Genomic DNA, 25,426 nt, shown 5'->3' on the forward strand with positions numbered 1-25,426 from the left:
ACCCAAAAAAAGGTCGGCCCAGCTTAAATCAATGTGTTTTACAAGGTTCGTAAATATCTTTTTCTTTTAAAACGGAAATCAATGTTTCTCCCATTACGGATGGAGTTTCGGCAACTTTAATTCCACATTCGTTCATGACGCGGATTTTCTCGTCAGCCGTCCCTTTTCCTCCTGAGATAATGGCACCAGCATGTCCCATGCGTTTACCGGCAGGAGCCGTACGGCCACCAATGAAACCAACAACTGGCTTAGTCATATTTTCCTTCACCCAGATTGCCGCTTCTTCTTCCGCCGTTCCGCCGATTTCCCCGATCATGATCACCGCATGTGTTTCCGGATCTTCATTGAACGCTTTTAAAACATCAATGAAATCCGTTCCGTTAACGGGATCTCCACCGATACCGACAGCCGAAGATTGCCCGATGCCTGCTTGCGATAATTGGTGAACAGCTTCATATGTCAAAGTTCCAGAACGAGAAACTACGCCTACATGTCCTTTTTTGTGGATATACCCTGGCATGATACCAATCTTACACTCTTCAGGAGTAATGACACCTGGGCAGTTCGGTCCGATCAAGCGAGTTTTTTTGCCTTCCATGTAGCGCTTCACCTTGACCATATCCAGTACAGGAATATGTTCCGTGATACAAATGGCAAGATCAAGTTCTGCGTCTACGGCTTCAAGAATTGCATCGGCAGCAAATGGTGCCGGTACATAGATAACAGATGCACTCGCACCGGTTTCAGTGACAGCTTCGGAAACTGTATTGAATACAGGTACCCCTTCCACTTCTGTTCCACCTTTACCCGGAGTGACTCCCCCTACGATTTTCGTGCCGTATTCCAACATTTGTTTTGTATGAAATAATGCTGTTGCACCAGTGATTCCCTGAACGATCACTTTCGTATCTTTATTAATATAAACGCTCATTATGTTCCCCCCTGCCTATTATCCTACAAGTGATACTATTTTTTGTGCTCCATCTGCCATTGATTCAGCAGCCGTAATATTTAAACCTGACTCTTTTAGAATCTTTTTGCCAAGGTCCACATTCGTTCCTTCAAGACGAACAACAAGAGGGACATCCAAGCCTAGCTCTTTGGCAGCAGCCACGACGCCTGTAGCGATGATGTCACATTTCATGATTCCTCCGAAGATATTAACGAAGATGCCTTTAACATTTTGATCGGAAAGGATGATTTTGAAAGCCTCTTTTACTTTTTCCTCAGTGGCGCCGCCACCAACGTCAAGGAAGTTAGCCGGATCTCCCATATAATGTTTAATGATGTCCATCGTCGCCATAGCAAGCCCGGCACCATTAACCATGCATCCGATATTTCCGTCAAGCGATATGTAACTTAGGCCATGTTTTGATGCTTCAATCTCTTTCGCATCCTCTTCATCCAAATCACGGTACTCCGCGATGTCCTTATGGCGGTAAATCGCATTATCATCGAAGTTCAATTTAGCATCAAGCGCCATTACATCGCCGTCACCCGTTACCACTAATGGGTTGATTTCTGCGATTGAGCAATCCTTTTCAACGAAAGCTGTATATAGGTTAATCATCAGTTTGGAAGCTTTATTTATAAGTGGAGCCGGAATATTGATATTGAATGCAATCCTCCGTGCTTGGAAACCAGTCAGGCCTACAACCGGATCGATTACTTCTTTGAATATTTTCTCTGGTGTCTTTTCGGCCACTTCCTCAATTTCCGTACCGCCTTCTTCAGAAGCCATCAATACGACACTGTCCGTAGCACGGTCAAGGACAAGCCCGATATAATACTCTTTCGTAATGTCGCAGCCTTCTTCAATAAGTAAACGCTTAACTTCCTTGCCTTCAGGTCCCGTTTGATGGGTCACCAGTGTCTTGCCAAGAATCTCTTCTGCATATGTACGTGCTTCATCAAGATTCTTTGCTACCTTGACTCCGCCGGCTTTACCGCGGCCGCCCGCATGAATTTGAGCTTTGACGACAACAACTTCCGTACCTAACTCCTTCGCTGCTTCAACTGCTTCATCAACAGTAAAGGCAACCCGGCCATTTGGAACGGATACCCCGTATTGTCGCAATATCTCTTTCCCCTGATACTCATGGATATTCATTTCCCATCCTCCTTATCTACTAAAAAACAACCTTGAAATTTAATGCGTGTTTTCTCTATCATATTACAACAAAATTCTCCCTCGTGCATAATATTCTTTCACATAATTTTTAAAATATTATTATAATATACTTCCTTACCCTTTAAAAAAATAGAAAAAACCTTCTGCGCCCTTGTGTTTTTTTCTTATTAATATCATTTGTTTCGGATCTGCAATTCTAGTACAAAAAGAGTCATATTTCTATCAAAAACACTTCCATGAAAGCCTTTTCAATTTATTGATCCAAAGATATTCTCATGAAGAACTACGGTTATCCTGGTCTTGATTCAAAGGAAAAGCAAAAGGACAAAGCCATGGCGCCTTGTCCTTTAACAAATAGTTTAGTATTTTTTTAATATAATGAAAAATCGTCGGTAATTCCCCTAAAATTCTACATAAACCAACAGAAACCCATTGGTGAAACCAGATGGTTAGTCTCCTACCGATTCATGTCCTTGTCAACTTTATAAATGAATGCAAATACCTCTGCAACAGCTCCATACAATTCTTCAGGAATCGTTTGATTTATATCCAATTGACCTAAAAGTGCAGCAAGCGATTCGTCCCTTTGGACCGGTATATCGAGTTTCATGGCCTTTTCCATAATAGTTTCAGCCGTTTTCCCTTTCCCTTTGGCCAATATGACGGGCGCTTTGGATGTCTTTTGATCATACTTTAAAGCAATGGCTTCTTTTCGTTTATCATTTATCATATTCGAATATCCACTCCACTATATGAACCTGCTTCTGTAAAAGGAATCGGTTCCCCCCTAAGGTCCCGCTCTTTTTCATATACGGGATTTACAAACGAAACTCCTGATAATCTGTAATCCATTTTCCCAAGATTCTCTCTCAGGATGTCAAGGTATTGACCGGCTGCCTCTTCAAGGGTTGCACCATGCCCATTGATGACCGTCACTTTTATGATTCGGTTTTGAACCTGCATGTCGATGACCGTCTCTTCAAGGTGCTCCAACTCTAAATAAAATAGGACTCGGCAGTAATCCGGGTCTATTTTGCCTTCTTTTGTCTTCCTTCCGCTCCATTGTAACGTCAGATCCGTTTTAGTAGATCCCAGATTGAGTGGAATTGTAAGGAGTAAATTCTGAATCGGCCCGTTTTCCTGTGAAAGGATCTGTTGCGCAGTAATCCGATTCAGGATTTGTTTTGCCCTTTCCTTGATAGCTGCCGGAATTTGCTCATTCAGCAATTTAAGCAGCAGTGGTTTAAGTGTCTCTAAATCATTGGGAAAATCCGCCAAATCATCTCCTGGAAAAATTAATGAGTGCATGTTCCAGCTGGAGTCCAAGGATCTTGGTCATTTCTTTCAGTTGGTGTGCGACAGAAGGTCCATGGGTGAAATCGATTGTTTGAAAATCAGCTGCCAATACATGTGAAAGGACCAGCTTCTCATTAATCCTAGTGGATTGGGCCTCAGGAGGCTTATTAAGCGACCGAAACAGTAATTCAGCAGCTTTACCCTTCGACTCAGCTACTTGCTCTGTGTCCTTATTCAAGTAGCCTATAAGGTCATTCGCTTCTATTTTTCCGTCTACTGCCTTTGTAGCTATCGCTTCGGCAAAAGCATTCTGGAGTAAATGAAAGGCAAGAGGGGTAAGTTTTTCTGCAGAAATGTTTTTTCTCTGCATCGAGTGGATATCAATCGGCAGTTTTGCCTTCTCATGATCATGACTATTCAATATGCGGTTAATAGCCATTTCGATTTCTTCAACTTGTGCAAATGCTCCGCCTTTAGCTGCGGAAAGCAGCTGCAATCCTTGGTGTAATTTATCAATCGCTGAATTTTTAGGAATACCGGACCTAACCTCAGCTCCATCCATTAAACTTTCCAGAAAGACGGATTCCGTCATTCCCTTTGGAACGAAACCCGTCTTTTGAAGCAGGGAAAATGCCCCGGATTTCATTTCTGGCGTTGAATCGGAATTCAGCCAAGCGGTCACAAGTTTTTGTAAACCGATTTGTTGAAGCTGGTTCTGTTTGGCAACATGTAAAGAGTCCAATACCTCCATTAGCTTGGAGGCAGTCCTCGTTACTGCCCCACCATCCTGCAGCTGCTGCCTGAAGCCACTGAGGAGTTTGTGGAAAGGTTCACCTTTGGACTGCGTAAATAATGCATCAAATACACCTTTTACAAAAGGCAGTTGCTGAATGAACATTGTTTTTATTACAGGCAGACCAACTTCTGCAGCATCAGCAGCTTTTAACCATCGCAAAGCGGATTGAAAAGTTTCCTTGGTTATCGGAAGGCGGTTTGTCAGCAGGTATTCGGCAAGCTTGGTTGCGGCCGGTTCAGGTTTTATGCCGAGGTGAGCGATCAATTGTGCAACTGTTCCCTTTAAGCCAGAAACGTTTAAATTGGGGGAATCTAAAGCTTTTAACACGACACACCCCTCAATTTGTTGCTGCACTTGAAACCAATACTTCACTCCTGTACGAAGCGGGATATCAAGAGTGGCAACCATTTTTTGATGGCCAACCTGTACCTCGGCCGTTTGGTTAAGAAAAAACTTATTCACCTTCCCGAAAAGGATTTGCCCGTTTTTCAAACTCGCAGTTCCTTTTATTTCAATGGGTGAAGCTACGGGTTGACTGCTTTTTATGGATTGCACCACTCATCCCCCCCTTATTCCTTCGTTCGTGCAGCGATTTCCTTAACCGGTGCAAAACTTCTTCTATGCCAAGGTGTAAGCCCGTGTATGTCGAGAGCTTCTAAATGTTGGCTTGTCCCGTAACCCATGTGCTTTTCAAAACCATATTCCGGATATTTTTCACCATATTCCTTCATCATCCTATCACGAGTCACCTTGGCTATTATGGATGCCGCAGAGATGCTAATGCTTCTTGCGTCCCCCTTTATGAGCGAAAGCTGGGGAATCGGCACATCCAGTTCCATCGCATCGATCAACAAATGATCCGGAAGTTCTGACAGATCGTTCACTGCAGCCACCATTGCCTTTTTCGTAGCTTGATATATATTGATTTCATCAATTACTTCGCTATGTACAACACCTACACCTACGGATATCGCTTCCTTAAAAATCATCTCATAAAACTGTTCCCTTTTTGACTCCGGAATCTTTTTAGAATCATTAAGCCCTGGCAAATAAAAAGAATCAGGCAAGATGACTGCACTTGTCACAACCGGTCCTGCAAGAGGTCCTCTTCCCACTTCATCGATGCCAGCGAGAATGGAAAACCCTTGTTTCCGTAATTGCCTTTCAAACTCTGTCATTTCCGTGAAAGCATCCCTTACCTGTTGTTCTTTTTCATAAGTTCTTTGCCATTTGTTTACTAAGTCGGTTACTCCCTTCCGTCCGTCCTCCCGGCATTTCTGTAAAAATGAATCTTCCGGCTCTCTTATCGTCTTTAACTTTAAGGAGATTTCCTTAATGCTCATTGCAGTTATCATCTTTTATCACCCATCATATTAATTATCGGCAGTCTTGCTTCTTTTCTACAGTTCAGACAAAAATACGGAGCGGAAAAGAGACATCAAAAAGAAAAAATCTTTTCGACATCCAACTCCAGCTCCGTATTACAACACTCAAGTCAATGTTAATCTTATTCGGGGATATCATCCTTTTCATAATCCGAAGGAACCTCGAACGTAAGCGGGCCCATCTTTTCTGAACGGATTTCACGTACGACCAACTCTGCGGTTTTGTCATAATCGATGAAGCCCCCAGATGCTAAACAGCCCCTGAACTTTCCGACAGCATCGAACAATTCGAGCGTTTCCTGTGGAATTACATCCAGGTTATAACGGGATTTCAATCTTTCCGGATATTCTTTTTCCAAAAAGCGAAGGCCATATAATGAGACTTCGTGCAAGTTTAAAATCGTATCCTTGATCGCACCTGTCAAAGCAAGCTTCAAACCTACTTCTTGATCCTCGAATTTCGGCCAGAGAATCCCCGGCGTGTCGAGCAATTCCAATTCCTTACCCACTTTTATCCATTGCTGCGCTTTCGTGACTCCAGGTGTATTTCCTGTTTTGGCAATGTTCTTTTTGGCAAGTCGATTGATTAAAGTCGATTTCCCCACGTTCGGAATGCCGACTATCATGGCACGGATCGCTCTCGGCTTTATTCCTCTTGATTCCATCCGCTCATACTTTTCTTTTAAAAGATTTTTGGATGCAGCTGTAATCTGGTTTAAACCGTTTCCTGCCTGTGAGTTAATGGCAATCGCCGTTTTCCCCTGCGATTTATAATGTTCCAGCCACATATTCGTTTTTGCCGGATCCGCCATATCAGCTTTATTCAAAAGGATGACCCTCGGTTTATGCTGAATGATTTCGTCGATCATCGGATTTCGTGAAGATGCCGGAATCCGGGCATCCACAAGTTCAAAGATGATGTCGATCAGTTTTAATTTCTCTGTTACTTCCCGTCTTGCTTTGGCCATATGGCCAGGGAACCACTGTATTGTCAATGGAATCCACCTTCCTACTATTCCGCCAATCGAAAGTCTTCGATCGGCCAATAAACTAATTTAGTTTTTCCTAACACTTTATCGTAAGGAACGACACCTACACCAATATGGCGGCTATCCTTGCTGAAACGGCGATTATCCCCCAGGACGAATAGGTGATCTTCAGGCACCGTTCCTTGTTCTATTACATCACTTAATGTAAAAGGTTCCGTCAAAGCCCCGCCATCAATCAATTGTTCTTTATATTCATCCAAGTATGGCTCATCATAAGCTTTTCCATTCACGTAAAGAGTATCATTTCTATATTCAACTTTTTCCCCTGGCAATCCGATGACCCGCTTTATGTAATCTTTGCCTTCTGGAGCTTCGAAAACGATAATGTCGAATCTTTTGGGTTCGCCAATCGAATAGGAGATTTTATTAACGATCATGCGGTCCGTATCCTTTAATGTCGGCATCATGGAATTGCCGTCCACAACAATAGGAGCCAAGAGGAAATAACGAATCAGCGTCGCCGCTATAACCGCGATTATGACCGCCTTTGTCCATTCCCACAATTCATTTTTCTTTTTCGCCATCATTATCCACCCTTTTTGAAGCATATCAACAATTATTTTAACATGTTGCGGACGCTATAGCGAGCAGGATTCTATATAGCTTTCACCCTATGTGCATTCATCGTTTCTTAAAGTGCAAAAAGGGAGCCTGATAAACAAGCTCCCTTTTTTTGCATGATACTGTTTGGTTATTCACCTTATGTGGATCATGGTAAACCCGCATGAAGATATTCGAAGAATTAACGACGAATTTCTTTAATACGTGCTTTTTTACCACGAAGTTCGCGTAGGTAATAAAGTTTCGCACGACGTACTTTACCGTGACGGATAACTTCTAGTTTCGCAATTTTTGGTGTGTGAACAGGGAAAGCACGTTCTACTCCAACGCCGTAAGAGATCTTACGTACTGTGAAAGTTTCACTAACTCCGCCGCCACGACGTTTGATTACAACGCCTTCAAACAACTGGATACGTTCGCGAGTTCCTTCAATAACCTTTACGTGTACACGTACTGTGTCACCAGGTCTGAATGATGGAAGATCTGAGCGAAGTTGTTCTTTTGTGATTTCGTTAATAAGATTTTGCATCGATTTCAACTCCTCCTGGACGCTCTTGCAAATACTTATTGTTTGCAGCGGAACATCGTTATAAGACTGAGCATTTTGCCCAAGTCACAAGGTATATCCTATCATACTCTAAACGTCGATGCAATAGGCATCAGTCTTCTTTTTTAATCTCGGACAATAATTTTTTTTCAACTTCCGATAGTTCATAACTATCGAGCAAATCCGGACGTCGAATCCAAGTTCTGCGCAGAGATTCCTTCATCCGCCATTCATCGATTTTTTTATGATTCCCGGATATTAGCGGATCGGGAACTTTCATTCCCCGGAAATCTGCAGGTCTAGTATAATGGGGATGCTCTAACAAACCAGAAGAATAGGAATCAAGGATCGGGGAGTCAACATTTCCCAAAACGCCCGGCAGCAAGCGAACAACGCTGTCAATAATGACCATTGCGCCCAATTCCCCGCCTGTAAGCACAAAGTCACCAATAGATATTTCATCCGTTACGACATGCTCCCGGATGCGCTCATCATACCCTTCATAATGCCCGCAAATGAAAATGAGATGTTCTTCTTCAGCAAACTCTTCGGCTTTTTTCTGCGTGTAACGCTCTCCCTGAGGACAAAGGAGGACTACCCTTGGGGTTAGCTCTCCTTGTCCTTTAAGAGCTTCCACAGCATCAAAGATCGGCTGTGCCTTTAATACCATTCCAGCACCGCCTCCATAAGGATAATCGTCTACTGTCGAATGCTTATTATCTGCATAATCTCGAAAATTGGTCACCTTATAGCTGACAGCCTGCTTTTCCGCAGCCTTTTTTAAGATTGACGAACCAAATACCCCTTCGAACATTTCTGGAAAAAGCGAAAGCACATCGATTTTCATCAGTCTAAAAGTCCTTCCATAGGTGTAATGATGACCTTTTTAGCGGAAATATCCACTTCTTTAACAATTTGTTCAATATACGGGATCAGGATGTCCTTACTGCCAGCTTTCTTAATGACCCAAACATCATTGGCACCAGGCGTAAGAACCTCAACGATTTCCCCAACTTCCATTCCTTCATCCGTAAATACCGAACAGCCGATGATTTCATGGAAGTAGAACTCACCTTCGTCCAATTTACCAAGCTGCGCCTCCTTCACTTTCAGGACCCCGTTTTTAAATGCCTCGACCTGTCCGACGTTATAATAGTTCTCGAACGTCAATAGGTTAAAGTTTTTATGGGTGCGATGCGACCTGATGATGAGGGGCAAAGGTTTTTTCTCCGTGTCCCTAAACAGATACAGAGTATTTCCCACTTTGTATCGTTTTTCTGGAAAGTCTGTTGAAGAAATTACACGGACTTCTCCTAAAAGACCATGTGTGTTGACAATTTTACCTACATTAAACCATTTTTCCATTCTTTCACCTCTAACGAATTTCCGAGACGATTCCATCTTTTATGACAATGGTCTTCGTTGCCATGATTTCGTCCCAATCTGCCCCAATTTCCACATCAATGATACTTTGAACTTCCCGTTCCTTCAATTCACTACCTGCGGGAAGGATCTCCAACTGCTCCATCTGAAATTCAAGCAGTTTAATTTTTTCTTGCCTCTGGTTTATTTCTTTTTCAAAATGAGCACGGAGACTAGCAGGTTGGAGAGTTCTTGTTTTTTCAAGTTTTTTCAGTTCAAAGCGAAGCTGTTCACTCTCTTTTTGAAGCTGAAGGCGTTTTGACTTGTATTTCTCGAGGAGCTGATTCTTGCTGGATTCCGTTAATACTTGGTTAACGATTACATTTTGGAGAATTTTCATTCCAGCACCTCCTATTATCTATGATTTCTTATTTCCTTCAAAAAATATGTATGATGGGGTAATCTTTTTGAAATGGGGGTCATTCTCTTAAGTATAACGTAAATCGGTAAAAGATGCGTCTTAAAAAGGCGTAAAGTTTAAAGTCCGGGTCTATTCAATTAGGATCCAAGTCGAAATTTCACTTTCTTGAAGTACAAAAAAAGGAGGGGTATTAACCCTCCTTATTCGGAAATCTCCAAATAGATTTTCTTCTGCTGTGAAGATCCTGCTGCATATACCACAGTCCGAATCGCCTTAGCAACACGCCCTTGTTTACCGATCACCTTGCCCATATCCTCTTTATGAACGGAGAGGATATAAACAATCCGGTCGGATTCTTCCTTGGAGGTCACGATGACCTCTTCCGGATAATCCACAAGTGCTGAAACAATCGTTTCAATAAGTGCTTTCATCAACTACCGTCGATTACTTGCTGTTTTTTGCAACATGGAATTTTTCCATGATGCCTTGTGTAGAGAATAAGTTACGAACTGTATCAGATGGTTTAGCTCCATCTTGTAACCATTTAAGAGCAAGCTCTTCGTTGATTTCAACTTTAGCTGGTTGAGCAACCGGGTTATAAGTTCCTACCACTTCAATGTAACGTCCGTCACGTGGTGAACGAGAATCTGCAACTACAATACGATAGAAAGGAGATTTTTTAGCTCCCATACGTTTTAAGCGAATTTTTACTGCCATTTTAAATAAGCACCTCCGAATAGTTTCACACAAGATAGTATAATATCAAATGTCTTGCATGTTTGTAAAGGTTTTTTTCTTAACAGGTAAAAAAAGTGTTGAAATACATGGCTTCGACCCGTATTCGCCTCAGTTTAGACCTGAAATAAACCTTACATGAACGGGAATTTGAATCCCTTTTTCTTTCCTTTTTGCATGTTCGTGACCTGTTTCATCATCTTTTTCATTTCTTCGAATTGCTTCAGTAGACGGTTCACTTCTTGAATCGATCTGCCGCTTCCTTTTGCAATCCGTTTCTTGCGGGATGCATTCATGGTTTCCGGATGTTCCTTTTCATGCGTTGTCATTGAACGGATGATAGCTTCAACATGACCGATCTGTTTCTCATCGATCTGAAGGTTGTCCATCCCTTTCATTTTATTCGCACCGGGAATCATTTTCAGAATATCATCAAGCGGTCCCATATTCCGCACCTGACCAAGCTGATCAAGGAAATCATCAAAGGTAAAAGTGGCGGTACGCATCTTTTTCTCTAATTCTTTCGCTTTTTCTTCATCTACATTGGCCTGTGCTTTTTCGATAAGGGTCAATACATCACCCATGCCGAGGATCCTTGACGCCATCCGCTCTGGATGGAACGCTTCAAGTGCATCCAATTTTTCACCCATACCGACGAATTTGATCGGCGTGTCGGTGACTGAACGAATTGAAAGTGCCGCACCACCACGTGTATCCCCATCAAGTTTCGTTAATACGACTCCTGTCAGGCCTAGCTGTTCATTGAAGCTTTGGGCTACATTGACCGCATCCTGACCTGTCATCGCATCGACAACCAGGAAGATTTCATCAGGTTTTGTCAACTCTTTGATATCCTTCAGTTCGCCCATCAAGTTTTCATCCACATGAAGACGGCCTGCGGTATCAATCAACACATAGTCATGATGTTCTTCCTTAGCTTTTTCAATTGCCTGTTTGGCAATTTCAACAGGGCTGACCTGGTCCCCAAGGGAGAAAACAGGCATGCTTAATTGTTTGCCAAGTGTTTCGAGCTGCTTAATCGCCGCCGGACGGTAAATATCAGCCGCAACGAGCAATGGCTTGCGGTTGTATTTTTTTCTAAGAAGATTGGCAAGCTTTCCGGTGGTCGTCGTTTTACCAGCACCCTGAAGACCTACCATCATAATGACAGTCGGTGGTTTCGAGGCAACGGCAATCTTGCTCTGTTCGCCGCCCATTAGCTCAGTCAATTCTTCCTTAACTACTTTAATTACCTGTTGACCGGGGGTTAAGCTTTTCAGCACTTCCTGACCTACCGAACGTTCACTGACACGTTTTACAAAATCCTTCACGACTTTAAAGTTAACATCCGCTTCAAGCAGGGCCAATCGAACTTCACGCATCATTTCTTTAACGTCCGCTTCGTTGACCTTCCCTTTTCCACGGATCTTTTGCATCGTGCTCTGCAGTCGGTCGGCCAATCCTTCAAATGCCATATTGCCGCCTCCTAATCCAACTTCTCAAGCGTTGTGATTGCGTCTAGCAGCTTCTCTTTTGAAAAGGATTCCTTTTCTATGAGTCCCTTCATATTCGCAATCCACTGGTTACGCTCTTGAAACTTTTGAAATAACAATAGCTTTGCTTCATATTCCTCAAGCATCGCTTCTGTTCTTTTTATATTATCATAGACTGCCTGCCTACTGACTTCGTATTCATCGGCAATCTCGCCAAGAGAGTAATCATCCAGATAGTAGAGGGACATGTAGCTCTGCTGCTTCTCTGTTAACAACGATTGGTAAAAGTCATACAAATAATTAATCCGCGTTGTCTTTTCAAGCATCTTAGCAAGCCTCCCTGCTGTTAAGTGAAAACCCTTTACAAGTTTATATTGTAAAGCCTTGTTTATTTGATGTCAAGTTAAACTCCTTACCACGTGTTTGCAAAGCATTATTTTTTCATTTCCCGCTTCTTTTTTGGACCTTTCTTCAATTGGTCCTCCAATTATCATGGTAAAAAAACCAGAAGAGAATGAACTCTTCCGGCTTACAATTTTCCCTTAAACCTCTTCTTTATCGATGATATCAGCAAAAAGGCCATAAACATATTTCTCGGCATCGAATTCCTGTAGATCATCCATTTTTTCACCTAGCCCGACAAATTTAACGGGAATGGCCAATTCATTGCGAATCGCCAAAACAATTCCACCTTTTGCGGTGCCATCAAGCTTTGTTAAAACAATACCGGAAACATTTGTCGCTTCCTTGAATGTCTTGGCCTGGATAAGGGCATTTTGCCCAGTTGTCGCATCAAGGGCAAGCAGCACCTCGTGTGGTGCACCTGGTACTTCACGTTCAATTACACGTTTCACCTTTTCCAATTCCTTCATTAAATTCACTTTATTCTGCAAGCGACCGGCAGTGTCACAGATAAGGATATCCGCTTTTCGTGCCTTGGCGGCCTGAATGGCGTCGAACATGACAGCTGCTGGGTCAGAGCCTTCACCCTGTTTGATTACACTGACACCGACACGCTCACCCCAAACCTCAAGCTGTTCAATCGCACCGGCACGGAAGGTATCCCCTGCAGCCAATACGACAGATTTTCCTTCTGTTTTGAATTTGTGGGCAAGTTTACCAATGGTCGTCGTCTTACCTACCCCATTAACCCCTACAAACAAAATGACCGTCAAACCTTCTTCTTGTATATTCAGGCTAGAAGTCGCTTCATCATCACCTTGGTAGATTTCAACAAGCTTTTCGGAAATAACGGACTGCACTTCCCTCGTATCAGAGATATTGCGAAGCTTGACTTCCATTTTTAATTGATCAATCAGTTCCATCACAGTATCAAAGCCTACATCAGCCTGTATCAGGATTTCTTCAAGTTCTTCAAAGAAGTCCTCATCCACTTTCCGATAACGGGCAACAAGTTCATTAACCCTTCCAGTAAAGGAATTCCTCGTCTTTGTCAAACCTTGTTTGAATTTTTCCCCAATGGATACTTCTGCTTCAACTGATTTTTCTTTTTCTTCCTGAGTAGTAAATTTCTCTTTTAACTTTTTGAAAAAACTCATTGTCCCACTTCCTCTAATTCATGAATTTTAAACTTCCATAAAGTTTTCTGATTCTTCCATCCGGACGGAAACAAGTTTGGAGACGCCTGACTCCTGCATCGTAATGCCGTATAGGACATCTGCCTCTTCCATCGTGCCTTTGCGGTGAGTAATCACGATGAACTGCGTTTCCCTGCTGAACTTTCTTAAAAATTGGCTGAACCGGACGACATTCGCCTCATCTAGCGCTGCCTCGACTTCGTCAAGGATACAGAAAGGAACAGGACGCACTTTTAGAATCGAGAATAAAAGGGCTATGGCTGTCAATGCTCGTTCTCCGCCGGATAAGAGGCTCAAATTTTGCAGTTTTTTTCCGGGAGGCTGTGCAATGATATCCACCCCTGTATTTAGCAAATCATCAGGATTCGTCAGTTTCAGCTCCGCTCTGCCTCCGCCAAATAAAGCTTTGAAGACTTGTTCGAATTCTTTACGGATCGAATAGAAAGTATCCGCAAAGCGGCGTTTCATTTCATCATCCATTTCATCGATGACTTGGAATAATGTATCTTTCGCCTGTTGAAGGTCTTCCTTTTGACTAAGAAGGAATTCATAGCGTTCAGCTACACGTGCGTATTCATCAATTGCACCTAAATTCACCGTCCCCAGTTCCTCGATTGCAAGCTTGATGAGCTTCACCCTTTTTTGAGCTTCGTCGGCAGGCATCATCAATGGATACCGTTCTTTAGCACCTTCAAAGGAAAGGGTATATTCTTCTCGCAAGTGGTCGAGGCGATTTTCCAGTTCGACATCCAGACGAGTTAATTTCACTTCTTCATCCTTTATCACTTCGACAATGCCTCTATAAAGTCGATTTTCTTCTTTCAAGGACAGTTCGAGCGTTTCAACTTCCATTAGAAGCTCGTTTTTTTCCTGTTTTTTTATGGTGATTCCTTCAATTGCTCCATTTTTATCGAGCAATTTCTGCTGAGCCATATCTTCCAGGGACTCTTCCCCGCTTGAACTGTCTGTCATTTCATTGGTCAGGAGCCCTAAATCATCTTTGTTTTCAGCAAGCCTGCTTGATTCCTTAGAAAGATCCGATTCAATGCGTTCCATCTTCTCTTTTTGATTTTGCAGCTGGCCACGCTTGGAAGCGAGCATTACCTTCAGTTCATTCGTTTCTTCAGCAAGACTCTCTTTTGAAGATTGTTGTGATTGCTTTTGTTCGGTCATTTCGGAAATCAACCGGTCCAGACCTTCAATTTCCGATTTACATGATTCCAAAAGTTCTTCCAGCTCTTCAAGTCTTGCCGTTTTTTGCTGTTGTTCTTCTAAATATGAATTTTTATCCAAATCATAAAGATGCAGCCGTTCATTCACATTTCTTTCCTGAAGCTCCACTTCACGGAGTTCCCCTTTAAGGGTTTGTTCTTGTAATCGAAGTCTCTCTCCCGTTTTTCTGGTTTGTTCAAGCGTTTGCTCTTGAACACCCACATCCACTTTGAGCTGTTTGACTTGCTTTTCAAGCTGATTCGTTTTGACTTCCATGGCAGCAAGTTTTTGTTGGAGCTCCTCCAATTCCGTTTTCCTTGAAAGCAGGGAGGTCGTTTTTTGCTTTAAGGCTCCACCAGTCATTGAACCACCTGGATTGACGATATCCCCTTCAAGTGTTACGAAGCGGAAACGATGCTGCATCATTTTTGCCAGGTCATTTGCCCCTTTTAAATCCGTGGTGATAATCACTGTTCCTAATAGGTTTTCAGCAATCGCTGCATGCCTATCATCATATTGGATCAATGAGGAACCAGTCCCTACAAAAGCTGAATGGCTCTTCAGCATCGATAATTGGTTAGCTGATATCTCTCTTGCCTTTATGACTGATAAAGGCAAGAAAGTCGCACGCCCGTACCTATTTTTCTTCAAGAAGGAAATGGCTTCCCGTGCATGCTCTTCGCGTTCCACGACAACATGCTGCATCGCTCCGCCCAAAGCCGTTTCAATGGCCGTTTCATATTCCTTTGGAACCTTTATCAATTCCGCAACTGCCCCTTCAATGCCTCGAAGGGTTTCTTTCGCTTTCAAAACCTCTTTTACACCCTGAAAGAAGCCTGCATAATCATCTTCCATTTCTTCAAGCAGTTCCTTACGCGATTTAGCCTGTTGAAGGAATTGATAGGCCTTATAAAGGGTGGTTTCTTGTTTTTGATACGTATCTTTTGCCGCATTCAATTTATTCTGCTGATTTCGGAAATAAGTGACATGCTCTTCAAGCTGCTTGGTCATATTGTCCATCAGCTGTGAATATTCCATTTTTTTAGCAGTGATATCCATTCTTTCAGTTAAGAACTTTTCATTTTCCATATCAAGTTTTGCATTTTTATGTTCCTGCTGCGCAAGCTGCTGAAGCAGGTATTGTTTTTCGTTTTTGGCCGAGGCCTGCTTGTTCAACCACTCGATATAGTCACTCTTTTTCGCTTCGATCACCGCTTCGATATCACTATTGAATAGACCGAGGCTTTTTTGTTTTTCATGTAAGGTTTCAGAAATCCCTTTCACTTCCAAGTTCAGTGCATGAAGGATTTCCGTTTCTCTTTCCTTTTGCAAAGACAAACGCTCGACAGCAGCCTCACCTTCCACAATCGCTTTTTCCAGCTGTGACTTGTTTTGGGCGGCATTTTTTTTCCGTTCTTTCAAAACTTCTTTACGGCCTTCAAGCTTTTCAAGTTCTTCGCTGGCATTCAGGAGAATCTCCTGAAGGCCATTGATCGATGTCTCAAGCGTCGCAAGACTATCCCTTAACTTTTTGAGATGTGCTTCCCTGTCCTGAAGCTGTCCTGCCATTTGCTGTTCCATTTCATTATGTTTTTCAAGTTCCTGTGATAGTTTTTCCCATTTTTCATAAAGCTCTTCAATTTCATAAACGGTTAAAGCCACTTCTATTTGCTCTAGCTCGTCTTTCTTCGCCAAAAATTCCTTGGCGAGGGAAGACTGAATTTTCAACGGCTCCACCTGCCCCTCCAATTCATGGAGGATATCATGGACACGGTTTAAGTTATCCTGTGTTTCCGTCAGCTTCGATTCCGCTTTTCGTTTTCTCGTTTTATACTTCAGGACACCGGCTGCTTCTTCAAAAATCACTCGTCTTTCTTCAGCCTTGCTGCTAAGGATTTCTTCCACTTTCCCTTGGCTGATGATGGAAAACGCTTCTCTCCCAAGACCGGAATCCATGAAAAGGTCTATGATGTCTTTCAGACGGCAACCTTGATTATTAATGAAAAATTCACTTTCTCCCGATCGATATACACGCCTTGTCACACTGACTTCATGAAAGTCGATCGGCAGGGAATTGGTCTCGTTATCAAGGGTCAATGATACTTCCGCAAAATTCAACGCTTTCCTCGTGTCACTTCCCGAAAAGATGATATCTTCCATTTTTGCTCCACGCAGTGATTTCGCAGACTGCTCTCCAAGGACCCACCGGACTGCATCGGTCACATTACTTTTACCGCTTCCGTTTGGTCCAACCACTGCCGTGACACCAGGTACAAAATCTATCGAAATTTTCTCTGCGAAAGATTTAAATCCTACAACGTCCAAACGTTTGAGGAACATGACCTTTCCCCCTCTACTGTTCAACTATCTTGTTGATTTTTTTCTTTTAAAACGATCAATGCATGCTCGGCTGCATGCTGCTCCGCTTCTTTTTTGGACTTTCCTATTCCAGAGCCAAGTTCTTCCCCATTCAGGGAGACCGTCGAAACAAACTCCCGATTATGGGCCGGTCCTTTTTCCTGCAAGATCTTATATTGCAGGACACCGATGGCATCGCGCTGGATCAGCTCCTGAAGCTGGCTCTTATAATCCATCACATGAGAAAAAGCACCCTCGTCTATCTTCGGAAACACGACATTCGTCAAAAACTGCACAACTGGCTCTAATCCTTGATCAAGGTACAAAGCACCAATATAGGCTTCGAATACATCCGCAAGCATGGCAGGGCGTTCCCTTCCACCTGTCATTTCTTCCCCTTTTCCGAGTAATACATATTCCCCGTAAGAAAGGCTATTGGCAAAAGCAACAAGTGAAGGCTCACATACAATGGCTGCCCTTAGTTTGGTAAGTTCACCTTCGCTCATCATCGGATATTTTTGATATAAGTATTTAGAGATGGTCAGTTCAAGTACAGCGTCCCCCAAGAATTCAAGCCTTTCATTATCTTCATAAGGCTTACGGCGATGCTCATTCACATAAGATGAATGTGTAAAAGCTTGTTTCAATAAGTTTTCATCTTTAAAATGAAAACCCAGATTTTCTTGCAACTGTTTGAATTTATTTTCCTTGATTGATGGTTTACGATTATTTCCGTTCCTACGCATCACACAAAACCCTCCACGGTTCAAAAAGCATATTTTTCCAATATATAAAAAGAAACCTGGCAGGAATTCCTGTCAAGCTTTCCTATGTACCATCATACATGATTATCCGCTTAAAGAAAACTAAAGGCAAAAGACACTGCATGCAGGCGGAGCATACCCGTGAACATGCTCATTCCGTTATCTGCCGCTGAATCAAACTTCTTTAAGCAATAAGAGAAAGCCCCGTTAAAAAACGGAGCTTTTAGTCAAATGACAATTCATTACATAGTGCTTTGTATGTAATTCACAGCATCACCTACTGTGGCGATTTTTTCAGCGTCATCGTCCGAAATTTCCATATCAAACTCGTCTTCGAATTCCATGACTAGTTCAACTACATCAAGGGAATCGGCACCAAGATCTTCTTTGAAAGAAGCTTCAAGTTTTACCTCTGATTCTTCTACGTTCAAACGATCTACAACGATTTTAGTTACTCTTTCTAATACATCTGCCAATGTGTTCACCTCCCCTCAAGACATTATAAATTAATTTCGAAAAAAATCAAAGAAAACTTACATGACCATGCCGCCATCTACATGAAGAGTTTGCCCAGTCATATATTTGCTTGCATCGGAAGCAAGGAAAGACGCCACTCCAGCAATATCTTTAGGGTCACCGAAACGTGCAAGCGGAATTTGGTCCAGCATGGCTTTTTGAACGTCTTCAGGCAATTCCCCAGTCATATCCGTTGAGATGAAACCTGGGGCAATCGCATTGACCGTAATGCCTCTTGATGCAAGTTCCTTTGCCGTCGTTTTAGTCAAACCGATGACACCTGCTTTAGCCGCTACATAATTAGCCTGCCCTGCATTTCCGCTGACGCCGACGATCGATGCCATATTTATGATCCTGCCGCTGCGCTGCTTCATCATTTGCCTTGTAACAGCTTTGGTGCATAGGAACACGCCTTTAAGATTCGTATTGATAACAGAATCCCATTCATCTTCTTTCATGCGCATCAAAAGGTTATCACGTGTGATGCCGGCATTATTAACCAGGATATCCACTCTGTCAAATTGTTCGACGACTTCTTTCATCATGCTTGTCACTGATTCACTATTTGCAACATCGCATTGGATGGCGAATGCTTTCCGGCCCAATGCCTTGATTTCATCAACCACTTCATTCGCTTTTGCTTCACTGCCGGAATAGTTAATGGCAACGTCTGCTCCCTGACGGGCAAGTTCCAATGCAACTTCCCTGCCAATACCTCGTGATGCTCCCGTTACAAGTGCTTTTTTACCTTCGAGGATCATGCTTGTACCCCCTTCAATGTTTCAATTGTTTTAGTTAGAGTATCTATATCGGATACCGAATGAATTTGAACGGAACGATCAATTTTCTTTATCAATCCGCCCAACACTTTCCCTGGGCCAACCTCGATGAACGTATCCACGCCCAATTCAAGTAGATTTTTCACACTGTCCTCCCAAAGGACCGGTGAATACAGCTGTTCGATTAATTTTTCTTTTATTTCGGCAGGTGCTGTAATGGGCTTAGCCGTTACGTTTGAAATGACAGGAATTTCTGCCTGTTTGAAGCTTACTTCATCAAGGACACCCTGTAACTTTTCTGCTGCCGGTTTCATTAATTCAGAATGGAACGGTCCGCTCACTTCAAGAGGAAGAGCCCGTTTAGCCCCATTTTCCTTGGCTTTTGCACTTGCAAGTTTAACCCCTTCGGAGGTGCCTGAAATGACGATTTGCCCTGGACAATTAATATTGGCCAATTGAACGGATTCACCTGTGGCCGTAATTTCAGAAGTGACTTCAGATAGAGCTTCACGGTCCATTCCCAAAATCGCAGCCATTGAGCCTTGACCATTCGGTACCGCAGCTTCCATGAATTCACCGCGTTTACGCACTGTATATACGGCATCTTCAAAAGAAATTGCACCAGATGCCACTAATGCCGTATATTCACCTAAACTGTGCCCGGCAGTATAATCGGGTTTGATTCCCGCTTCTTCCAACTCCCTGACAAAAGCATAACTCGTAGTCAATAAGGCTGGCTGTGCATTATAAGTCACCGTTAATTCTTGTTGTGTGCCATTAAAGATCAATTCCGTAAGCGGAAAATCAAGTTTTTCATCTGCTGATCGAAAAATTTGCTGAGCACGCTCTTTTTCCTGAAATAAGCCATGCCCCATTCCTATTGATTGTGATCCTTGTCCTGGAAAGACAAAAGCAATTTTACCCATCTGTTACTCCCCTGCCTCTATGATTTATTATTGTTTTTCTATTGTCTCCGCAATTGTCGATATGACGTCATTTCCAACCATATCGCGAGTCTGGCGTATAGCATTATAGACCGCATTCGCATCTGAAGAACCATGCGCCTTAATGACAGGGGCCTTCAAACCGAAGAGGCCAGCACCGCCATACTCCGAGTAATCCATTTTATTTTTTATGACTTTTAGTTCTGGCTTTACCATCGCTGCAGCCAACTTACTTTTGAGGTTGCTCATCAAGGCAGCTTTCACCATTTTGAATACGCCCATAGCAGTACCTTCCAGCGTCTTTAACACCATATTTCCCGTGAAGCCGTCCGTCACGACAACGTCTGCCGGCCCGTTTAGGAGGTCCCTTGCCTCTACGTTACCTATAAAGGATATCTCCGATGATTGCTGCAGTAATGTAAAGGCATGCTTAGTCAGTTCATTCCCTTTTTTTTCTTCTGTTCCGATATTAAGTAATCCGACACGGGGCTTTTCGATTCCCCGCACTTTTTGGGCATAAACAGACCCCATTATGGCGAATTGAAGGAGATGCTCCGGTTTAGCATCGGAGTTCGCGCCTACATCCAGTAATACAAAACCCTTGCCATCGATCGTCGGAAGGGTGGGAGCCAATGCCGGACGTTCAATGCCTTCTATCCTTCCGACCACAAACAAACCTGCAGCCATTAGCGCCCCCGTATTGCCTGAAGAAATGCATGCGTCCGCTTCTCCGTCAGCCACCTGCTGTGCAGCCAATACCATCGATGCGCTTTTCTTGCGGCGAACCGCACGAACAGGTTCATCGGTACTTAATATCTTTTCATCAGTATGTATAACCCTTATTCGGCCATGCTTCGCTAAGTATTGGTTAATCTCGGATTCATTGCCTATCAAGGTAATTTCCACATCGGAAAAAGCCTCGACAGCTTTCATCGCTCCCAAAACCTGTGCCTTGGGAGCATTATCGCCACCCATTGCATCTATCGTTATCTTCATTTTTTTTCATCCTTTACTAGCAAGTTAAGAGCGATACATTTCGAACTCGCCTTTAAAAACCAGTTCATTACCTACGTAGCTTCTAACCTCAACCACGGAACGATCGTTGGTGTGGTCCACGTTTTTAACCCTCGCTTTAGCTACCACTCTTTCATTTTCCTTTACAGAACGAGTGAATAAAATGGATGCTTTCGCAGTTAATGCCAATTCATCATTTATGACTGCCACAGCCAATGAGTTTGCTTGGGCAAAAAGGTGATGTCCCCTTGCGATTCCATTCCGCTTAAAGACATGCTCTTTATTTATATCCAAAATCGAAATTGCATTATCATCTAAATTAAGATCAATTACTTCCCCGATGATTTCATCCAAAGGCAATGCCCTGATTTCGTCACTGAATTTTTTCTCGGCCACGCTTTTAATCCGTTCACGCAGTTCCGGTATCGATAATTCAAGACGGTCAAGCCTAATGGTCTGGACGCTCACCGAATATTTTTCAGCCAGCTCCTCATCCGTTACAAAAGGATTCTGTTTAATCGTTTCGATTAATAATTGCTGGCGTTCCTTCTTATTTCTTCGCATTTGAAGGTCACCATCCGTAGTATTATGACTAGGTACTAATAGTAGTATATATATTTTAAAAACAGATTGCAAGATATTGCGTAAAATCTCACAATCTGCTATTGGTTTTTTATTCAGTTCAGTCCAGCTTTTCTCCCGTAAATACTCCCGTTCCCTCTAAATAGTCCCGCAAAGGTGCATACTCCGGGGAATGCCAAAAGCTTTGGGACGCAATTAATTTTGCTGCATCCATCCTTGCCACTTCAAGGGTCCTGTAATCATGGACCATGTCGGCTACCTTGAATTCGGGAAGGCCGCTTTGTTTTTTACCGAAGAAGTCCCCGGGTCCACGGAGTTCCAAATCTTTTTCGGAAAGGGCAAAACCATCGTTTGTCTCAGTCATGATTTTCATCCGCTCTTTGCCGACTTCCGTTTTCGGATCAGCCAGCAGGATGCAAAAGGACTGATCGCTCCCCCGTCCAACCCTTCCCCGTAGCTGGTGCAACTGTGAAAGTCCAAAGCGCTCCGCATCATAAATGACCATTACCGTTGCATTTGGAACATTCACCCCAACCTCGACGACGGTAGTGGAAACAAGGATTTGCGCTTCATTGGCACTGAACTGCTGCATCACTTCTTCCTTTTCATCCGCGGGCAGCCGTCCATGCATAAGACCCACTTTGTACCTGTTCGCAAAGTATTGTGTCAGCATTGCATGAACATCAAGAACATTCTGTAAAGAATCGAGTTTCTCCGACTCCTCAATCAATGGACAGATGACATAAGCCTGTCTCCCTTTCTTTAGTTCCTTTTCGACAAAGGATAAGATCCGATCAAGCATTTGGTGTTTCGCCCAATAGGTCTCTATCGCTTTACGCCCGGCAGGCATTTCATCGATCGTCGAGACGTCCATTTCCCCAAACACTGTAATTGCGAGAGTTCGCGGAATTGGTGTAGCCGTCATGAAAAGTACATCTGGATTGGTACCTTTTTCACGAAGGATGCGGCGCTGCTCCACTCCGAAACGATGTTGTTCATCCGTTATGACAAGACCTAAGTTCCGGAAATTCACTTCATCTTGAATCAATGCATGAGTTCCTATCAAAAGATCCAGTTCCCCGGATTCCAGCATTTGCAATAGTTCCTTGCGCTTTTTGCCTTTTACCGAACTTGTCAACAATGCGACCTTTACTCCACTCGGTTCCAACATGGCTTTCAGCGATTGTGTATGCTGCTCAGCCAAGATTTCCGTGGGGACCATAAGTGCACCTTGGAAACCTGCTGTAATCGTAGCCTTCAGGCATATGGCGGCAACCACCGTTTTCCCAGACCCGACATCCCCTTGAAGCAGACGATTCATCCTGTAGGGAGATTTCATGTCATTCATTATTTCCTCGACGACCCTATTCTGAGCGTTCGTCAAAGGAAAAGGGAGTGTTTCAACAAAGGCTTCCAGCCGCTCCATGTCAAACTCCTGGCCTATTCCTTTTGACTGCTCCCGCTGCACTTTACGAAGTGCCTGCATTTTAAGTTGAAACAATAAAAATTCTTCATACACAAAACGGCGTCGGGCCTTCTTCACCTCATTGGCCGATTGAGGGAAATGCATGGTATGAAGAGCATCATTACGCGGCATCAGTTTGTATGCCGCCAATAATTGCGGGGGCAGATTTTCTTCTATCATTGTCCCATATTCAGAAAATGCATTGGAGATAAAGCGGCGGAGCCCTTTGACGGTAATGCTGCCCTTCACTGAGTACACCGGTTCGAACTCTTTCTCCCGGCTTCGATCACCAACATGGCATTCCGAGCCTGTAATGGTTTGGCGATGACGATCCCACTTTCCCGTTACCGTTACGGTTTCGCCTATCGCAAGCTTCGGCTTCAGATAAGGCTGGTTAAAAAAAATGACATTTATTAAATATCTCCCAGTCAAAACTTTAATCGTGAGCCTGGATTTTTTCTTTCCGAAGTACCCTAACGTGGGTACTGTATGAACTTTGCCTTCTACAGTAACCCGTTCATCATGCTCGACCGTTTCTAAATCCCTCAACCGGTAATCTTCATAGCGATATGGGAGGTGCTCAAGGAGATCCGCGACGGTATGGATCTCCATTTCCCCCAAAGCTGCTGCCGTTTCGGCCCCAATGCCTTTTACTGCGGTAATGGGTTCGCGTAAAGTCGAGTTCACTTCTTATTTAGCGGTAAGCCAAAGATTTTCGCTTCCAACTCCCGCCCAGTCGGTGTAGCCGCTAAACCTCCTTGTGCAGTTTCCCTAAGAGCAGATGGCATCGTTTGCCCGATTTTATACATCGCATCAATTACTTCATCACACGGTATGCGGCTTGTGATACCCGCTAAAGCCATATCTGCTGCAACCATGGCATTGGCTGCACCCATGGCATTACGTTTCACACAAGGTACCTCCACAAGACCAGCAACAGGATCACACACAAGACCAAGCATGTTCTTTAATGTGATTGCCATCGCTTCTGCACTTTGTGCCGGTGTCCCTCCTGCCATTTCAACGATGGCTGCCGCCGCCATACCCGAAGCAGAACCGACCTCCGCCTGACAGCCCCCTGCGGCTCCAGAGATCGAAGCATTATTCGCTACTACAAAACCAAACGCCCCTGCTGTAAATAGGAACTCAATTTTCTGTTCCCGATTCGGTTTTAATTTATTTTGCAAAGCGAAAAGGGTACCAGGCACAACACCAGCAGATCCGGCAGTCGGTGTCGCACAAATCGTTCCCATGGCTGCGTTCACTTCGTTTGTTGCCACGGCTTTGCTTACCGCATCCAACAGCAGTTCCCCGGATAAGGAGTTTCCGGATTTAATGTAATTCTGAAGAAGGACTGCATCCCCTCCCGTCAGGCCGGAAACGGACCGTACACCTTGAAGTCCTTTTTCAACTGCCTGTTCCATTACATCCAGATTGACTCCCATCTGCCGGATGATTTCTTCACGGCTTTTTCCCGTTACTTCCATTTCCTGCTCTATCATCAGCGTTGAAATTTTTTTCTGCTTTGATTCAGCTAATTCTACTAATTCCGCTACATTTCGAAACATGATTTCTTCTCCTTCCTAAGTGGAAACGATTGCTCTATCAATCCACAATCCTTGCTACTTGAGTGATATTGGGGAGTGCTGTAATTTCAGCTATGACGTGATCCTCCAGGTTTTGGTCCACTTCAATCGTCATCAAGGCCATCTGCCCTTTCTCTTTTCGGGAGACTTCCATTTGGCCAATATTGATCTGATGCTTGGCTAATATGTTTGAAACATTGGCTATGGCACCAAATCGATCATCATGAACGACGAGTATGGCAGGGTTATGCCCGGACAGCCTCAATTTAAACCCGTTCAATTCGACGATTTCGATCTTTCCCCCGCCTATCGATATTCCGACAAGTTCCAGTTCACCATCATCATCACCAACTGTTATTTTTGCTGTATTGGGATGTTCCGGTACTGCCTCTTCTTCTCGAAATGTAATTTTCATTTTCTTTTTGCGTGCTATTTTCAGCGATTCTTTGATTCTCTCATCAAATGTATCAAAATCAAGCAGGCCTCCTACAATGGCTACATCCGTTCCATGGCCTTTATAGGTTTTGGCAAACGATCCGTAAAAAGAAATATGGGCCCATTTTGGTTCCCGGTCGAATAAATTCCTGGCAACCCTACCGATCCTTGCAGCTCCTGCTGTATGGGAACTAGAGGGGCCGATCATAACAGGACCAATTATATCGAATACACTTCTAAATTTCATGATTAGCTCCTCCTTCTATTCACTTGGAGTCAGTTTAATAATAAAGCCTGATATATTGTAATTACAATTATGCTGTCCGTAATCCTTCTTTTCATAAAATTAAAGGCTCTTTTCGTAAAGATTGTTGTTTTTAAAACGAAACTATTTAAG

General features: G+C 43.3%; 27 protein-coding genes. All 27 read right to left on the reverse strand.

The genetic code is table 11. From position 1 onward, the window contains the following. Positions 1-28 precede the first annotated feature (28 nt). The 27 genes from sucD to sdaAB all read right to left on the reverse strand — a co-directional run bounded on the left by sucD (position 29) and on the right by sdaAB (position 25,276). Positions 29-931 carry a succinate--CoA ligase subunit alpha gene (gene sucD, locus ADA55_RS14225; RefSeq protein ID WP_048684890.1) on the reverse strand — a complete coding sequence of 301 codons (903 nt, stop codon included), beginning with the start codon at positions 929-931 and terminating at the stop codon, positions 29-31. Between the two features lie 18 nt (positions 932-949). Beyond that, positions 950-2,110 (reverse strand): ADP-forming succinate--CoA ligase subunit beta, encoded by a 1,161-nt coding sequence (sucC, locus tag ADA55_RS14230; protein WP_048684894.1) that lies wholly within the window; start codon positions 2,108-2,110, stop codon positions 950-952. Between the two features lie 478 nt (positions 2,111-2,588). After that, complete coding sequence (locus ADA55_RS14235) at positions 2,589-2,861, reverse strand: EscU/YscU/HrcU family type III secretion system export apparatus switch protein (RefSeq protein ID WP_048684899.1); 273 nt, start codon at positions 2,859-2,861, stop codon at positions 2,589-2,591. Further along, positions 2,858-3,409, reverse strand: a complete 552-nt coding sequence (locus ADA55_RS14240; RefSeq protein WP_048684902.1) for a hypothetical protein — start codon at positions 3,407-3,409, stop codon at positions 2,858-2,860. Before ADA55_RS14240 ends, ADA55_RS14235 begins: the two co-directional genes overlap by 4 nt. 1 nt (position 3,410) lies before the next feature. Beyond that, positions 3,411-4,778: a hypothetical protein gene (locus ADA55_RS14245; protein WP_142398449.1), complete on the reverse strand. Its 1,368-nt coding sequence runs from the start codon at positions 4,776-4,778 to the stop codon at positions 3,411-3,413. A 14-nt stretch (positions 4,779-4,792) separates the two neighbouring features. Then, positions 4,793-5,575: a ribonuclease HII gene (locus ADA55_RS14250; protein ID WP_226990470.1), complete on the reverse strand. Its 783-nt coding sequence runs from the start codon at positions 5,573-5,575 to the stop codon at positions 4,793-4,795. 155 nt (positions 5,576-5,730) lie between these two features. Continuing rightward, a complete protein-coding gene (ylqF, locus tag ADA55_RS14255; RefSeq protein WP_048684908.1) occupies positions 5,731-6,603 on the reverse strand; it encodes a ribosome biogenesis GTPase YlqF in 873 nt (290 codons plus the stop codon). A 17-nt stretch (positions 6,604-6,620) separates the two neighbouring features. Then, on the reverse strand, positions 6,621-7,181 hold the full coding sequence (lepB, locus tag ADA55_RS14260) for a signal peptidase I (protein WP_034313700.1): 561 nt from the start codon (positions 7,179-7,181) through the stop codon (positions 6,621-6,623). Positions 7,182-7,399: 218 nt separating this feature from the next. Further along, entirely contained in the window at positions 7,400-7,747 is a 348-nt protein-coding gene (gene rplS / locus ADA55_RS14265; protein WP_034313702.1) for a 50S ribosomal protein L19, read from the reverse strand. A 130-nt stretch (positions 7,748-7,877) separates the two neighbouring features. Then, on the reverse strand, positions 7,878-8,612 hold the full coding sequence (gene trmD / locus ADA55_RS14270) for a tRNA (guanosine(37)-N1)-methyltransferase TrmD (protein WP_048684912.1): 735 nt from the start codon (positions 8,610-8,612) through the stop codon (positions 7,878-7,880). Further along, complete coding sequence (rimM, locus tag ADA55_RS14275) at positions 8,612-9,130, reverse strand: ribosome maturation factor RimM (protein WP_034313708.1); 519 nt, start codon at positions 9,128-9,130, stop codon at positions 8,612-8,614. The genes trmD and rimM overlap by 1 nt, the downstream gene beginning before the upstream one ends. 10 nt (positions 9,131-9,140) lie before the next feature. Next, complete coding sequence (locus ADA55_RS14280) at positions 9,141-9,527, reverse strand: YlqD family protein (protein ID WP_034313711.1); 387 nt, start codon at positions 9,525-9,527, stop codon at positions 9,141-9,143. Between the two features lie 221 nt (positions 9,528-9,748). Next, the gene (locus ADA55_RS14285) at positions 9,749-9,979 is read right to left on the reverse strand and encodes a KH domain-containing protein (protein WP_048684915.1); all 231 of its coding nucleotides are present in this window, start codon (positions 9,977-9,979) and stop codon (positions 9,749-9,751) included. A 13-nt stretch (positions 9,980-9,992) separates the two neighbouring features. Beyond that, a complete protein-coding gene (rpsP, locus tag ADA55_RS14290) occupies positions 9,993-10,265 on the reverse strand; it encodes a 30S ribosomal protein S16 (protein ID WP_048684918.1) in 273 nt (90 codons plus the stop codon). Positions 10,266-10,417: 152 nt separating this feature from the next. Continuing rightward, positions 10,418-11,758 (reverse strand): signal recognition particle protein, encoded by a 1,341-nt coding sequence (gene ffh, locus ADA55_RS14295; protein ID WP_034313716.1) that lies wholly within the window; start codon positions 11,756-11,758, stop codon positions 10,418-10,420. 11 nt (positions 11,759-11,769) lie between these two features. Next, positions 11,770-12,102, reverse strand: coding sequence for a putative DNA-binding protein (locus ADA55_RS14300; RefSeq protein ID WP_034313718.1), 333 nt, complete (start codon positions 12,100-12,102; stop codon positions 11,770-11,772). 216 nt (positions 12,103-12,318) lie between these two features. Beyond that, entirely contained in the window at positions 12,319-13,335 is a 1,017-nt protein-coding gene (ftsY, locus tag ADA55_RS14305; protein ID WP_034313721.1) for a signal recognition particle-docking protein FtsY, read from the reverse strand. Between the two features lie 27 nt (positions 13,336-13,362). After that, on the reverse strand, positions 13,363-16,926 hold the full coding sequence (smc, locus tag ADA55_RS14310; protein WP_048684920.1) for a chromosome segregation protein SMC: 3,564 nt from the start codon (positions 16,924-16,926) through the stop codon (positions 13,363-13,365). A 20-nt stretch (positions 16,927-16,946) separates the two neighbouring features. Then, a complete protein-coding gene (gene rnc, locus ADA55_RS14315; RefSeq protein ID WP_034313726.1) occupies positions 16,947-17,690 on the reverse strand; it encodes a ribonuclease III in 744 nt (247 codons plus the stop codon). 260 nt (positions 17,691-17,950) lie between these two features. Continuing rightward, positions 17,951-18,184 (reverse strand): acyl carrier protein, encoded by a 234-nt coding sequence (locus tag ADA55_RS14320; protein WP_034313729.1) that lies wholly within the window; start codon positions 18,182-18,184, stop codon positions 17,951-17,953. 57 nt (positions 18,185-18,241) lie between these two features. Beyond that, positions 18,242-18,982 (reverse strand): 3-oxoacyl-[acyl-carrier-protein] reductase, encoded by a 741-nt coding sequence (fabG, locus tag ADA55_RS14325; protein ID WP_414629829.1) that lies wholly within the window; start codon positions 18,980-18,982, stop codon positions 18,242-18,244. Then, the gene (gene fabD, locus ADA55_RS14330) at positions 18,982-19,929 is read right to left on the reverse strand and encodes an ACP S-malonyltransferase (RefSeq protein ID WP_048684926.1); all 948 of its coding nucleotides are present in this window, start codon (positions 19,927-19,929) and stop codon (positions 18,982-18,984) included. The genes fabG and fabD overlap by 1 nt, the downstream gene beginning before the upstream one ends. Positions 19,930-19,956: 27 nt before the next feature. Continuing rightward, on the reverse strand, positions 19,957-20,943 hold the full coding sequence (plsX, locus tag ADA55_RS14335; protein ID WP_034313740.1) for a phosphate acyltransferase PlsX: 987 nt from the start codon (positions 20,941-20,943) through the stop codon (positions 19,957-19,959). Between the two features lie 24 nt (positions 20,944-20,967). Further along, a complete protein-coding gene (gene fapR / locus ADA55_RS14340; RefSeq protein ID WP_034313744.1) occupies positions 20,968-21,525 on the reverse strand; it encodes a transcription factor FapR in 558 nt (185 codons plus the stop codon). Positions 21,526-21,643: 118 nt separating this feature from the next. Then, complete coding sequence (recG, locus tag ADA55_RS14345) at positions 21,644-23,695, reverse strand: ATP-dependent DNA helicase RecG (RefSeq protein ID WP_048684929.1); 2,052 nt, start codon at positions 23,693-23,695, stop codon at positions 21,644-21,646. Further along, positions 23,692-24,576, reverse strand: coding sequence for an L-serine ammonia-lyase, iron-sulfur-dependent, subunit alpha (gene sdaAA / locus ADA55_RS14350; protein ID WP_048684931.1), 885 nt, complete (start codon positions 24,574-24,576; stop codon positions 23,692-23,694). Before sdaAA ends, recG begins: the two co-directional genes overlap by 4 nt. Before the next feature lie 37 nt (positions 24,577-24,613). Next, positions 24,614-25,276 carry an L-serine ammonia-lyase, iron-sulfur-dependent subunit beta gene (gene sdaAB / locus ADA55_RS14355; protein ID WP_048684933.1) on the reverse strand — a complete coding sequence of 221 codons (663 nt, stop codon included), beginning with the start codon at positions 25,274-25,276 and terminating at the stop codon, positions 24,614-24,616. Positions 25,277-25,426 lie beyond the last annotated feature (150 nt).

Source organism: Bacillus sp. 220_BSPC (assembly GCF_001054655.1).
Taxonomy (GTDB): domain Bacteria; phylum Bacillota; class Bacilli; order Bacillales; family DSM-1321; genus Peribacillus; species Peribacillus frigoritolerans.